A 13709-nucleotide genomic window follows, 5' to 3' on the forward strand; every position below is an offset into this window, starting at 1 on the left:
GTTCAGTGGTAGAATACAACCTTGCCAAGGTTGGGGTCGCGGGTTCGAATCCCGTCTTCCGCTCCAATAAAATTTCATATGGCGGCATAGCCAAGTGGTAAGGCAGAGGTCTGCAAAACCTTTATCACCGGTTCAAATCCGGTTGCCGCCTTTTCTTTTGTGCCGATGTGGCGGAATTGGCAGACGCGCACGACTCAAAATCGTGTTCCTTCGGGAGTGTCGGTTCGACCCCGACCATCGGTATCATGAACGGCGTAAAAAACTCTATACTAACTGTATAGAGTTTTTTTGTTTTCTTCGCGTGACAAAATAAGCACAAAAAGTGTGCGGAAACATTAAAAGGATAAAAACAAACATTCATTTTTATCCTTTTAATTCCGGTATTCTATACAATATTCTCTTTGAGTACTCTAGAGAGAATTTCTCCAGCCCGGTGACATGAAAATAAATCCGACAGCGCCAGTAGATATTAGTACATTATCAACGGTTAAGTTTGTAATTTCTAAAAACCTCTTTTTAAACTCTTTTTTGTTGTACTTGTACATGGTTGAGTGGCACGCCCACATGTGCGTTGAAGTACTCAACCAGTCCCCTAATTCCTTTAATTCAGGAAACGACTCAAATTGAATTGGTTCATCTAATTTCATAAATCTTATTTGATAGATAGTTGGGTTTAACTTCTCTCCAATTCCTTTAAGACCATGTTCTTTTTTCTCATTTGAATGTGTCATAATTCTCCCCCCCATCTTCCCTTCAAATTTTTTCCTGTTTTTATTATACAACGATAGAAAATAATTATGGTAATATTATGGAAATTGTTATCGAAGATATAAAAAAACTCTAACAGAAATGTTAGAGTTTTTTTGTTAAATTGTGCTATGTGCTTCTAAAATTCGTAATAAACGTAGGAATTCATGTATAATATAACTTGTTGAAAGAACAAAATGATAGTGATTTATATTATGTCTGTAATATGAATCAAAAATGAACTTTTTATATTTCTTTTAAAAATGTGTTGAATACACATTATATTTCATATTAATATTTTTATGTAGATTTAAAACGGGAAAGAGAGTGGAAAGTATGGGTCGTAAATGGAATAATATTAAGGATAAAAAAGCATCAAAAGATGCAAATACAAGCCGTATATACGCGAAATTTGGACGTGAAATTTATGTGGCAGCAAAACAAGGTGAGCCAGATCCAGAATCAAACCAAGCGCTTAGAGTCGTATTAGAACGTGCGAAAACATACAATGTACCAAGAACAATTATTGATCGTGCAGTTGAAAAAGCAAAAGGCGGTTCAGAAGAAAATTATGACGAGCTTCGTTATGAAGGATTCGGACCAAATGGATCTATGGTAATTGTAGATACACTTACAAATAACGTAAACCGTACTGCAGCAGATGTACGAGCTGCATTTAGCAAAAACAGTGGTAACATGGGTGTAAACGGTTCTGTAGCTTACATGTTTGATGCGACAGCTGTTATCGGTCTTGAAGGTAAAACATCAGATGAAGTTCTTGAAATTTTAATGGAAGCAGATGTAGATGCACGTGACATTCTTGAAGAAGAAGATGCTGTTATCGTGTATGCTGAACCTGATCAATTCCATTCTGTACAATCTGCACTTAAAGATGCTGGTGTTGAAGAATTCACAGTTGCAGAATTAACAATGCTTGCACAAAGTGATGTAGAACTTCCTGAAGATGCTCAAGTACAATTTGAAAAAATGGTTGATGCATTAGAAGATCTAGAAGATGTGCAACAAGTTTACCACAACGTAGACTTAGGAGAATAATCCGATAGAAGCCCCCTGTTCGTTTAACGGATAGGGGGCTTTTTTTATGAGGTTAATTAAGTTGATGAATTAGTAAAGGTATTTTGTTGTAGACAGGGAATATGCTTATAGGGATATGTGAAATAATCATTATTGCTAGGAGGCTTAATATGGAACATAAAACACCAAAGCATATCGTTGCCGTAGCAGGCTATTTAACAAATGAAAAAGGTGAAGTGTTATTGGCTAAAGTACATTGGCGAGCGGATACGTGGGAGTTGCCAGGAGGACAGGTGGAAGAAGGAGAAGCGCTCGATAAAGCAGTTTGTAGGGAAATGTTTGAGGAGACGGGTTTGACTGTGAAGCCGCTTGGAGTTACAGGTGTTTACTATAATGCTTCTATGCATATTGTATCTGTTATTTTTAAAGTCGCATATGTGAGCGGTGAAATACAAATTCAGCCTGAAGAAATACAAGAGGCTAAATTTGTTGCTTTAAATGAAGAGAACATAGATGAGTACATAACGCGTCCTCATATGAAATCCAGAACGATTGATGAGATGAGAGCGACACATTTTATTCCATACGAAACGTGGGAAGTGCAGCCGTATAATTTAATAGCTAGATTATAAAGAAAAGGGTAGTTGGTTTGAGATACAATCAAATCACTACTCTTTTTTGTATACTGTTTAAGAAAAAGGTCAAAATAATAATAGTGCTAGTATTGATTTTAAGAACGTTTGTTCTGTATAATGTATGATATATTGTATACATTTAGATTGCTAGATACTTACAAATATATATATTTGTAGATGATATAATGAAAATAGGGTGTTTTAATAGGGAAGTATAGGCTTAAGGTATACTCTACTATTGGTTTAGCATACTCTATATTCAATATTTCAGATGAATAGTAGATAAAAAAAGACTGTGATACAATACTTTTTTACCCCGTTATTTGCCGGACAGCCCGATTGGGGAGGGCTGATTAAAGTTTCACTTTATACCTTACAATGATGTAAGGTACGTGTAAGAGAAATCGATGGGATGTTTTTTTACAACAAGGTATTCTTAAAGTAAGAGTTATACGCTGTGTGGAAAAGAGGTGTTCAAGATGAAAGAACGAGTATTATCTAGGGTGAACTATCATCAAAAAGTTGCATTAAATCCAATGACTAAATTCTTTTATAAAGCCATTATTTTATTATTATTGTTAAGTTGTACGTTATTATTCGTTGGAAATATAATGATCGAGCAAAGTGATATTAGTAAATTACATGTACCGGCTAAGTTAGAGGTGCCAGAATCATTAACACATGCATTTATTGCGACAGAAGATAAAAGGTTTTATCATCATAACGGTTTAGATTATATAGCGATTGTCAGAGCGTCTGTTGAGAATATAAAGGCTGGTGGTGTTGTGCAAGGCGGAAGCACAATTACACAGCAGTTATCCAAAAATGCTTTTTTAACAAATGAACGTACATTTTCTCGTAAGTGGAAAGAGATTTTCTATACGAAAAAAATTGAACGCACATTTACGAAGGATGAAATTTTAAAATTGTATGTAAGCAATATTTATTACGGAGAAGGAGCATGGGGAATTGAAAAAGCGGCAAACCTTTACTTCGGTAAAAAAGTAAGCCAATTAACGCTGGCTGAAAGTGCAATGATGGCTGCTGTAGTAAAGGCACCTGCTTATTACTCGCCTGCACAAAATTATGATAAGGCCGTAGAGAGACGAAATGTCGTTTTGAGATTGATGGAGAAAGAAGGCTATATCAATCATGATGAGTATGTGCAAGCAGTTAGTGAGAAGTTAGTCATTCGTCATGATATCAAAACAGAGCAGTCGATGTTAAATAATGCGCGTGAAAAAGCAGTAAGCTAAAGGAAGTTCCTACATAGGAGCTTCTTTTTTTGAATAAATTGTGACAAAAGGCGACACAATATTGTCACAAATGTTCTGTTTTTGTAATTTATGTGAGCGTGTTCATTGCGTGACGCATATAAGTGTTGATATTATGTGTATTGTGTACAATGCTGTATACAGAATATGAATTTAAAGAGGAATGTATATGAAATCAAACAAACTCATGGCTCTTGGTATAGTTTTTTCTATCGCAGTATTGATTGTAATCGGAACAATTGCGTATAGCATCATAAATGACAAAAAAGATAAAGGGAATGAGATGTTTGCTTATTCCACACAACAATCTTTAGGGAAAGATGATGCACCAGTTAAGGTAGTTGAATTTGGAGACTTCAAATGTCCTGCGTGTCGTACTTGGGATGTAACAGTATTACCACGATTAAAAGAAGAGTATATTGATAAAGGTAAAGTGCAGTTATATTTTATTAACTTCCCGTTTATTGGAAAAGACTCTGATTTAGGTGCAGCAGCTGGTGAAGCAATTTATAAACAAGATCAAGATTCATTCTGGACTTTCTATGATGAGATTTATCAAAGTCAAAAGAAAGACACGGAAGAATGGATTACAGAAGAATTACTTCTTAACATTGTGAAAGAGAAGCTTCCAAAAGTTGATGTAGAACAATTTAAGAAAGATTTACACAGTAAAGAAATAAAAGAAAAAGTACGTAAAGATTCAGATCGTGCTCAAAAATTAAAAGTTCAAGGTGCTCCTTCAGTATACATAAACGGAAATCTTGCAAACCCTGATTTCGATAGTATGAAGAAGGCGATTGATAAAGAATTGAAAAAGTGATGAGCTACTCATCACTTTTTCGACTTTTTTCGATAAAATTCTTGCTTCCGTTTTTTTAACATGCTATACTACTTTACATAAGTTATTCTAATATCTTATATTTATTTCATATTTGCGGGTGTAGTTTAGTGGTAAAACAAGAGCCTTCCAAGCTCTGGTCGAGAGTTCGATTCTCTTCACCCGCTCCAAATTTTATTAAATGTTTTTCTATAAATTGTGATCAACGCAGTGTTTCGTTTCTAAGATAAACGAGGCATTGCGTTTTTTAATGTTTGAAAAAGATAATTGTATGCGAAAATAGAAGTAAAGAATAGTATTCCAAAAGTGAATTACTAACCAATATAGTCGTTACATAAGGGATGGATTCATCTGAGGAGGCGATTAAGAATGGATTTTGAACAATTAAAGCAAGATGTAATTGCGTATAGTAAAACAATTGGTATAGATAAAATAGGCTTTGCTAGTGCTTCACCATTTGAGGAATTAAAGCAGCGCTTAATCCAGCAGCAACAATTAAATTATCAATCTGGATTTGAAGAGCCTGATATAGAAAAGAGAACGAACCCACAGCTTCTACTACCTGGTGCAAAATCAATTATTGCGATTGCATTAGCGTATCCTTCAAAATTAAAAAATGCACCATTAAGTAAGCGTGGAGAACGCCGCGGGATTTTTTGTCGAGCTTCTTGGGGACAAGATTATCATCTTGTTTTACGAGATCGTTTGCAAAAATTAGAAGCATATTTAATCGAAAAACTTCCTGATATAGAAGTTAAGTCAATGGTTGATACGGGTGAATTAAGTGATCGAGCTGTTTCGGAGCGTGCCGGTATTGGGTGGAGCGGTAAGAATTGCGCTATTATTACACCCGAATTTGGTTCGTATGTATATTTAGGAGAAATGATTACAAACGTTCCATTCCCACCAGATCAGCCAATAGAAGATCAATGCGGGAGCTGCACGAAATGTATTGATATTTGTCCTACAGGTGCTTTAATACAAGGAGGACAGTTAGACTCGAAGAAATGTATTGCATTTTTAACACAGACGAAAGGATTCCTACCGGAAGAATATCGTGATAAAATAGGAAACCGTATATATGGATGTGATACATGTCAGACTGTTTGTCCAAAAAACAAAGGAATGGATTTTCATAACCACCCTGAGATGGAACCGGATCCTGAGTTAGTTAAGCCGCTATTAACACCACTTTTAACAATTAGTAATCGTGATTTTAAAGAGAAATATGGAATTATGTCTGGTTCATGGAGAGGTAAAAAGCCGTTGCAACGAAATGCAATTTTGGCACTTGCTCATTTTAAAGAGGCATCAGCAATTCCTGATTTAATAGGTGTTATGAAAGATGACCCAAGACCAGTACTTCGCGGAACGGCAGCATGGGCACTTGGGAAAATTGGTGGAGATGGCGTGGGCGAAGCCATTGAAAAAGCAATGCAGCGTGAGAAAGATGAAGAGGTTCTTCATGAAATGAATCGCGGACTTGAATTGTTAGCGCAGAAAAAAGAGTAGATAATATCTCCCTTTTTCATATTGTAATATGGGAGGGAGACGAAATGGTTGTAAAAATAAATATTGAAAAGCAAGTACAACAATTTTTAGCCTATATAACAGAAAAAAGAACAAATGTAGAGGGGATTGCTGAAGATTTATTCCAGATAGCACAGAGAAAGAAACAATTGTTTCAAAAGCGTAATGCACATATAGTGAAAGCAACTGCGGACGTTTCTTTCATGAGACAATTAAATAATAGCAATCATCAAGAAATTGATTATCAAATACATTTTAAATATTTAATTAAGCATAAAGAATTATTTTATATCGAAGAGGAACAACTAAAACGAAGAGTTTGTTTAAATAATAGCCGGATAATAGGTGATTATGCTATTGAAGTGCCAGAAGCAGTTGGCATGAGTGAGACGTTAGAAAGAGAAGTTATAAAAGAGAAGTATGGTTCTTATCAGTATAATCGTTTAGAGGCAGTTAAATATGCAGAGCGTTGGTGGGATGATCGAAACCCTGTATATCGTAATTTCCCTGATAATTGTACGAATTTTATTTCTCAATGTCTTCATACTGGAGAAGTACCAATGAATGGATATCCTAATATTCGTAAAGGATGGTGGCAAAGGGAGAATCAGTGGAGTTGGAGCTGGGCTGTCGCACACTCTTTTTATTGGTATTTATCAGGTTCTACAACAGGGCTTCGAGCAGAAGCGGTAGAAAGGCCAGAGGATCTTATTCTTGGTGATGTCATTGCTTATGATTTTGAGGATGATGGTAGATGGAATCATACGACGATTGTAGTAGCAAAAGACGCAGATGGTATGCCACTTGTAAATGCACATTCAGCGAATAGCCGTCGGCGTTATTGGAACTATGAAGATTCTAGTAAATATACACCGCAAATGAAATATAAATTCTTTCACATTATTAATGGGTAGAGATTTTTCGCTCAAGTGGTATAATACGTAGTAGACAAAAAATAGAGGTGAATATCGCGTGGGAGTACATGTTGTTTTATATCAACCAGAAATTCCAGCAAATACAGGGAATATTGCTCGTACTTGTGCAGCAACTGGAACAGAATTACATTTGATTAGACCGCTTGGATTTTCAACGGATGATAAAATGTTAAAGCGTGCAGGATTAGATTATTGGCAGCACGTGAAAGTTACGTATTATGATTCAATTGAAGAATTTTATGAGAAAAATAAAGACGGTGAATTCTTCTATTTAACAAAGTATGGCGAGAAAGCTCATACAGCGTTTGATTATAGCAAACGTGAGAAGGATTACTATTTTGTATTTGGAAGAGAAACAAACGGTTTACCAGCTAATGTAATCGAAGAAAATTTCGATCATTGTTTACGTATTCCAATGACTGATAAAGTGCGCTCATTAAATTTATCTAATACAGCAGCTATTTTAATTTATGAAGCATTCCGTCAACAAAATTATCCAGGATTAGATTTAGAAATTGTTTATTAAAAGTCGCCATATGGCGACTTTTTTTCTAAAAATAAAAATAATATATAATCATACATTTAAAAAAGGGGACATATTCATATAGAATGGGGATATATGAATAAAAATAGATTAGACGGGTTGAGATAAATATGAAGGAACGATATAGTAATCAAAATACCTTTTTAAGTATGATAGATATGGATTTAATAAGAAGAGGATTATTACATGCTATTCAAGATTTAGTATTTATTGTGAAAGTTATGGATGATGAAACCTTTAAATATATTTATGTAAATAAGATAGGTATGGATTATGCGAAGCTAAGCGAAGAATGTTATGGAAAAACGTTCGCTGAAGTATTACCGGAAGATACGGCGGAAATATTACAAGTGCAATATGCAAAAGTAGCGAGCGAAGCGAAAGCACATACCTTTTGTGATGTAGTTAGTTTACCAACTGGTAATTTACATTATGAATCTTCACTTAATCCTGTATTTGATGAAGAAGGAGTATGTCAGTTTATTATTTGTATTACGAGGGATATTACAGCTCAAATTGAGGAGAAGATTGAAATAGAGGAAAAACAAATGCTATTTAAGTCATTACTAGAATATAATAATGACTCCATTATATCTATAGATTCTATAGGTAGAATTACATATGCAAACCCAGCGACGTATGAAATATTTGGATACCGATATGAAGAATTAAACAATAAATTTATTTTTGAATTTATTAATAAAGAATATGAAAAAGATTTCCAAATTATATTTAAAGGATCCATGCAAGGAAAAGCGAAGCAAATTGTTTCAAAGAAATATGTTCATAAAGAAGGGTACGAGCTCTATATTTCTTTAAGAACTATTCCAATTATTGTGAACGGGGAAATTGTCGGGATATATATTGTTACGAGGGATGTTACAAGGCAAGTATTAAATGAGATGAGAACGGAATATTTAGCTTATTATGACCAGTTAACAGGATTAATGAATAGAATTTCATGTACAAATAAGTTAAATGTTTTTTTAAATGAGAAGATAGATTTTGCGTTTATTTTTATAGATTTAGATGAATTTCATCTTATTAATGATACTTTTGGCCATAAAGAAGGAGATAAAGTATTACAAAAAGTTACAGAATGTTTAAGCAGTTTTAAAATAGACGGTATGTACTTATTTAGAGAACACGATGATCAATTTGTTATGTTAATAGAAAATATCACGAAAGAACGTGTAGAGGTAGTTGCAAAAAGCATACTAAAAAAGATTAGTGAACATTTTGTAATTGAAGAAGAGGACGTGTATTTAAGTGCGTCAATCGGAATTGTAATGGCTCCAACAGATGGAGAGGATGAAAAAATATTATTCCAAAGAGTTGATGCTGCTTTGGAAAAAGCAAAAGAAAAAGGAAAAGGGCATTATTATTTTTATTGCAATGGATTAGATTGTGAACGTGAACAAAGATTTATAATAGAAAACCAATTACATCGTGCTATAGAAAAAAACGAATTCTTCTTATATTATCAGCCACAAATGAATATTGACACGAAAAAAATAGTCAGTATGGAAGCTTTAATAAGGTGGGAGAATAAAGAATTAGGATTTGTCTCTCCCAATCAATTTATTCCGTTAGCAGAAAGAACAGGATTTATTATTAAGCTTGATGAATGGGTAGTAAATGAAGTGTGTCAGCAAATACGTGAATGGTTAAATAAAGGATATGAAGTGGTCCCGATTGCAGTTAATATTTCAGCCAGGCACTTTCGTTCTATTACACTAATAGAGATGATTACACGAGCGTTACATAAGTACAATGTACCAGCTCATCTATTAGCAATAGAGGTTACAGAAGGAGCCCTTATACATAAAGACATATCGAAAAGAGTATTGCTACAATTAAAAGAACAAAATTTAAAGATTCATTTAGATGATTTTGGGACGGGATATTCATCTTTAAGTTATTTAAAAACGTATCCAATTGATACTTTGAAAATCGATCGTTCTTTTATGGAAGGTATACATGTAGATGAACGTGATACGAATATTACGGCTGCGATTATTCATTTAGCTCATACTTTGGAATTGAATGTAATTGCAGAAGGAGTAGAAAAGGCAGAACAAATACAATTTTTGAAGGAAAAGAATGTGAAGTTTGTACAAGGTTATTATTATAGCAAACCACTATCAAAATACGATGTGGAAAATGTGTATTATAAATAATTCATAAAAAAAAGTGATGTGCCAAAAGCACATCACTTTTTATGTGTACCGGGTTTATCATTGTAACCAGATGTAAAAATAGCTGTAAGAAATGTGAGTGATACACCTAAAATTAATAATAATTTCATACTAATATCCCTCCTAATTTTTCAGTTTATGAATCTTAAATATGAATCGAAATGTATGTAAGGTTCTTGGAAGAAAAGAATTTATTTAAAATGAATAGCGGTGTAAAATCTTTAATACCTATATTATACAGAATTTTCTTTGAATTTTGGAGAGAATTTTATTGCACTACTGTATATTTCATTTTGATTTAAAGAATGTTTGAGGACATCCTAGCATACCTTTTATAATAATCCGATTGAACAAGGAGATGGGGGAGGAGCTATAATGGATATTCTAAAAAAAATTGAACAGCATCGAGAAGCAGAAGAACGCTTACAATGGGAAGGTACGTTTGCGGAGTATTTAGAGCTTGTGAAGGAAAGACCATGGGTGGCTCAAACAGCACACTCTCGCATTTACAATATGATAAAAGATGCTGGAATTGAAGAGGTAGATGGTAGAAGAAAGTATAACTTCTTTAGTAATCAGCTATTTGGATTAGAGGATGCTTTAGAACGTCTTGTAGAAGAATATTTTCATCCATCTGCAAAACGATTAGATGTTAGAAAACGTATTTTATTATTAATGGGTCCTGTTAGTGGGGGGAAATCAACATTAGTTACGATGTTGAAACGAGGATTAGAAACATATTCCCGAACAGATCGAGGAGCAATTTTTGCAATTAAAGGCTGCCCAATGCATGAAGATCCACTTCATTTAATTCCGCATCATTTACGAGATGATTTCTTTGATGAGTATGGAGTTAGAATTGAAGGGAATCTATCACCACTAAACGTTATGCGCCTAGAGCAAGAATATGGTTCAAGAATTGAGGATGTAGTTGTAGAGCGTATTTTCTTCTCAGAAGATCGCCGTACAGGGATTGGTACATTTAGCCCGTCTGATCCTAAATCACAAGATATCGCCGATTTAACAGGTAGTCTGGACTTTTCAACAATCGCAGAATATGGTTCAGAATCAGATCCACGAGCATATCGCTTCGATGGAGAATTGAATAAGGCAAACCGTGGAATGATGGAATTCCAAGAGATGTTAAAATGCGACGAGAAGTTTTTATGGCATTTATTATCGCTTACGCAAGAAGGGAATTTCAAAGCGGGAAGATTTGCGCTTATTTCAGCAGATGAATTAATTGTAGCGCATACGAATGAAACGGAGTATCGTTCTTTCATAGCAAACAAGAAAAATGAAGCATTGCACTCAAGAATTATTGTAATGCCAGTTCCATATAATTTACGAGTGAGTGAAGAAGAACATATTTATGAAAAAATGATTCGTGAAAGTGATGTATCCAATGTGCATATTGCACCGCACACACTTCGCGTTGCAGCAATGTTTACGATTTTAACTCGTTTAAAAGATCCGAAGCGTCCGGATATTGATTTAATTAAAAAGATGCGTTTATATGATGGAGAAACAGTAGAAGGTTATAATGCGATTGATGTAGAGGAGCTACAACGTGAATATCAAGATGAAGGTATGAAAGGTATCGATCCTCGTTATGTTATTAACCGAATCTCTTCTACAATTATTCGAAAAGAGGTACCATCTATTAACGCATTAGATGTACTTAGATCGCTAAAAGACGGGTTGGATCAGCATCCGTCAATTAGTAATGAAGATCGAGAGCGTTATATGAATTTCATCTCATTAGCGAGAAAAGAATATGATGAAATTGCGAAGAAAGAAGTACAAAAAGCATTCGTGTATTCATATGAAGAATCAGCGAAGACACTTATGGATAATTACTTAGACAACGTTGAAGCATATTGCAATAAATCAAAATTACGTGATCCATTAACAGGTGAAGAAATGAGTCCAGATGAAAAGCTAATGCGCTCAATTGAAGAGCAAATTGGAATTTCAGAAAATGCTAAGAAAGCATTCCGTGAAGAAATTTTAATTCGCATTTCTGCTTATGCGCGTAAAGGAAAACGCTTTGATTATAATTCACACGAGCGTCTTCGCGAAGCGATTCAGAAAAAACTATTTGCTGATTTAAAAGATATAGTGAAAATTACAACATCAACGAAAACGCCAGACGAAAATCAGCTTAAGAAAATCAATGATGTTGTTGCACGCCTAATTGATGAGCACGGCTATAATTCTTCATCTGCGAATGAATTATTACGCTATGTAGGTAGCCTGCTAAACCGATAGTTTGATAACAAAACGCTGTCTCTTGTATTTTGCGGGACAGCGTTTTATTATCCATTCATATGTGTAAAGTGTCATACCTTGTCCAAATATAATAAATTAAGATGCAATTTCATGAATTTATTGTCAATTATTTTTACAATATGCATATGATAGAGTAACCAACCATTCATACGAAAAAAGCCAACACAATACAATATGTTGCAAAGTGTAAATGTGTGCAACTATGCATTGTGTTTCTTTCTTATCAACGGCTGAATGTTTCTTTCTAGTATGTGAGTGGCAAAATTTTGTTTAGAATGCTCGGGGTATTATATGAAAAACGTTATATATGTTTATGGGATGAATTTCGATGGGCAGTTACCTTTCATTCTTGCTTGCACAGTATAAAATAAAAATTCTAGCTTGCTGTTCATATAGAAAGACAATTACAGTAAGGAGGGAAAGAAATGGGTGAAGAAAACCAACCAAATTATACGATTTCACAGGAAAACTGGTCCCTCCATCGCAAAGGATATGACGACCAACAACGCCATCAAGAAAAAGTACAAGAGGCAATTAAGAATAATTTACCCGATCTTGTAACAGAGGAAAGTATAGTTATGTCTAATGGCAAGGATGTTGTAAAAATACCAATTCGTTCTCTAGATGAATATAAGATTAGATACAATTATGATAAAAACAAACACGTTGGGCAAGGAAATGGTGACAGCAAAGTTGGTGATGTCGTTGCGAGAGATGGATCAGGTGGTCAAAAGCAAAAAGGACCAGGAAAAGGGCAAGGAGCAGGGGACGCGGCTGGAGAGGATTATTATGAAGCTGAAGTCTCTATTTTAGAATTAGAGCAAGCGTTTTTCAAAGAGTTAGAGCTGCCTAATTTAAAGAGAAAAGAAATGGATGAAAACCGGATTGAACATGTTGAATTTAATGATATTAGAAAAACTGGATTATGGGGAAATATTGATAAGAAACGAACGATGATATCTGCATATAAACGAAATGCAATGCGTGGTAAAGCATCCTTTCATCCAATTCACCAAGAAGATTTAAAATTCCGTACTTGGAATGAAGTATTAAAACCAGATTCAAAAGCAGTTGTATTAGCGATGATGGATACAAGTGGATCGATGGGAATATGGGAGAAGTATATGGCACGTAGCTTCTTTTTCTGGATGACAAGATTTCTAAGAACGAAGTATGAAACAGTAGATATTGAGTTTATTGCCCATCATACGGAGGCAAAAGTCGTTACAGAGGAGGAGTTTTTCTCAAAAGGAGAAAGTGGCGGAACAATCTGTTCTTCTGTATACAAAAAAGCACTCGAGTTAATCGATAATAAATATTCACCAGACCGCTATAATATTTATCCATTCCATTTTTCAGACGGTGATAATTTAACATCAGATAACGCTAGATGCGTAAAGCTTGTTGAAGAGTTGATGAAGAAGTGTAATATGTTTGGCTATGGAGAAGTGAATCAATACAATCGCCACAGTACCCTCATGTCAGCCTATAAAAATATTAAAGATGAGAATTTCAGATATTATATTTTAAAGCAAAAAGCAGATGTATTCCACGCAATGAAAAGCTTCTTTAGAGAAGAATCAGGAGAGAAAATGGCATAACCCCTTTAAAAAGGGGTTATTTTTTTGTAAACTTTTTATTTTTCTAGTTGACAATGAAAATGAAAATCATTATCATTTAT

11 protein-coding genes and 3 tRNA genes are annotated in these 13709 nt (G+C 34.4%); 13 read left to right on the plus strand and 1 reads right to left on the minus strand.

The window, feature by feature from the left end:
- Positions 1–80 precede the first annotated feature (80 nt).
- Positions 81–151: transfer RNA gene (locus tag BAQ44_RS04010), tRNA-Cys, on the plus strand.
- A gap of 10 nt (positions 152–161) precedes the next feature.
- Positions 162–243: transfer RNA gene (locus BAQ44_RS04015), tRNA-Leu, on the plus strand.
- A 167-nt stretch (positions 244–410) separates the two neighbouring features.
- Here the strand turns inward: BAQ44_RS04015 and BAQ44_RS04020 are convergent.
- The gene (locus BAQ44_RS04020) at positions 411–731 is read right to left on the minus strand and encodes a DUF3884 family protein (protein WP_071720915.1); all 321 of its coding nucleotides are present in this window, start codon (positions 729–731) and stop codon (positions 411–413) included.
- A gap of 352 nt (positions 732–1083) precedes the next feature.
- Between BAQ44_RS04020 and BAQ44_RS04025 the strand changes: the two genes are divergently transcribed.
- The 11 genes from BAQ44_RS04025 (at position 1084) to yhbH (ending at position 13629) form a co-directional block, all read left to right on the plus strand.
- Complete coding sequence (locus BAQ44_RS04025) at positions 1084–1803, plus strand: YebC/PmpR family DNA-binding transcriptional regulator (protein ID WP_000532956.1); 720 nt, start codon at positions 1084–1086, stop codon at positions 1801–1803.
- Positions 1804–1952: 149 nt separating this feature from the next.
- Positions 1953–2414 (plus strand): NUDIX hydrolase, encoded by a 462-nt coding sequence (locus tag BAQ44_RS04030; protein ID WP_071720916.1) that lies wholly within the window; start codon positions 1953–1955, stop codon positions 2412–2414.
- A 482-nt stretch (positions 2415–2896) separates the two neighbouring features.
- A complete protein-coding gene (locus BAQ44_RS04035) occupies positions 2897–3673 on the plus strand; it encodes a transglycosylase domain-containing protein (protein WP_071720918.1) in 777 nt (258 codons plus the stop codon).
- Between the two features lie 187 nt (positions 3674–3860).
- Entirely contained in the window at positions 3861–4511 is a 651-nt protein-coding gene (locus tag BAQ44_RS04040; protein ID WP_000841317.1) for a DsbA family protein, read from the plus strand.
- Positions 4512–4625: 114 nt separating this feature from the next.
- Positions 4626–4699 (plus strand) — tRNA-Gly (locus tag BAQ44_RS04045).
- 199 nt (positions 4700–4898) lie between these two features.
- The gene (gene queG / locus BAQ44_RS04050) at positions 4899–6041 is read left to right on the plus strand and encodes a tRNA epoxyqueuosine(34) reductase QueG (RefSeq protein ID WP_060629454.1); all 1143 of its coding nucleotides are present in this window, start codon (positions 4899–4901) and stop codon (positions 6039–6041) included.
- 44 nt (positions 6042–6085) lie between these two features.
- Positions 6086–6973 carry an amidase domain-containing protein gene (locus BAQ44_RS04055; protein WP_071720919.1) on the plus strand — a complete coding sequence of 296 codons (888 nt, stop codon included), beginning with the start codon at positions 6086–6088 and terminating at the stop codon, positions 6971–6973.
- A gap of 58 nt (positions 6974–7031) precedes the next feature.
- Complete coding sequence (gene trmL / locus BAQ44_RS04060) at positions 7032–7520, plus strand: tRNA (uridine(34)/cytosine(34)/5-carboxymethylaminomethyluridine(34)-2'-O)-methyltransferase TrmL (RefSeq protein ID WP_000538149.1); 489 nt, start codon at positions 7032–7034, stop codon at positions 7518–7520.
- Between the two features lie 128 nt (positions 7521–7648).
- A complete protein-coding gene (locus tag BAQ44_RS04065; RefSeq protein ID WP_071720921.1) occupies positions 7649–9718 on the plus strand; it encodes a sensor domain-containing protein in 2070 nt (689 codons plus the stop codon).
- A gap of 393 nt (positions 9719–10111) precedes the next feature.
- A complete protein-coding gene (locus tag BAQ44_RS04070; RefSeq protein ID WP_000353281.1) occupies positions 10112–12007 on the plus strand; it encodes a PrkA family serine protein kinase in 1896 nt (631 codons plus the stop codon).
- A gap of 446 nt (positions 12008–12453) precedes the next feature.
- Positions 12454–13629 (plus strand): sporulation protein YhbH, encoded by a 1176-nt coding sequence (yhbH, locus tag BAQ44_RS04075; protein ID WP_063263516.1) that lies wholly within the window; start codon positions 12454–12456, stop codon positions 13627–13629.
- The last annotated feature ends 80 nt before the right edge of the window (positions 13630–13709 follow it).

The organism is Bacillus mobilis, from assembly GCF_001884045.1.
Lineage (GTDB): Bacteria > Bacillota > Bacilli > Bacillales > Bacillaceae_G > Bacillus_A > Bacillus_A mobilis.

What these genes read in the sequence shown, in the direction of transcription:
- yhbH (WP_063263516.1), top strand. Translation starts at nt 12,454, where the DNA reads ATGGGTGAAGAAAACCAACCAAATTATACGATTTCACAGGAAAACTGG.
- BAQ44_RS04055 (WP_071720919.1), top strand. Translation starts at nt 6,086, where the DNA reads ATGGTTGTAAAAATAAATATTGAAAAGCAAGTACAACAATTTTTAGCC.
- BAQ44_RS04040 (WP_000841317.1), top strand. Translation starts at nt 3,861, where the DNA reads ATGAAATCAAACAAACTCATGGCTCTTGGTATAGTTTTTTCTATCGCA.
- BAQ44_RS04025 (WP_000532956.1), top strand. Translation starts at nt 1,084, where the DNA reads ATGGGTCGTAAATGGAATAATATTAAGGATAAAAAAGCATCAAAAGAT.
- BAQ44_RS04035 (WP_071720918.1), top strand. Translation starts at nt 2,897, where the DNA reads ATGAAAGAACGAGTATTATCTAGGGTGAACTATCATCAAAAAGTTGCA.
- BAQ44_RS04020 (WP_071720915.1), bottom strand. Translation starts at nt 731, where the DNA reads ATGACACATTCAAATGAGAAAAAAGAACATGGTCTTAAAGGAATTGGA.
- BAQ44_RS04065 (WP_071720921.1), top strand. Translation starts at nt 7,649, where the DNA reads ATGAAGGAACGATATAGTAATCAAAATACCTTTTTAAGTATGATAGAT.
- BAQ44_RS04070 (WP_000353281.1), top strand. Translation starts at nt 10,112, where the DNA reads ATGGATATTCTAAAAAAAATTGAACAGCATCGAGAAGCAGAAGAACGC.
- queG (WP_060629454.1), top strand. Translation starts at nt 4,899, where the DNA reads ATGGATTTTGAACAATTAAAGCAAGATGTAATTGCGTATAGTAAAACA.
- BAQ44_RS04030 (WP_071720916.1), top strand. Translation starts at nt 1,953, where the DNA reads ATGGAACATAAAACACCAAAGCATATCGTTGCCGTAGCAGGCTATTTA.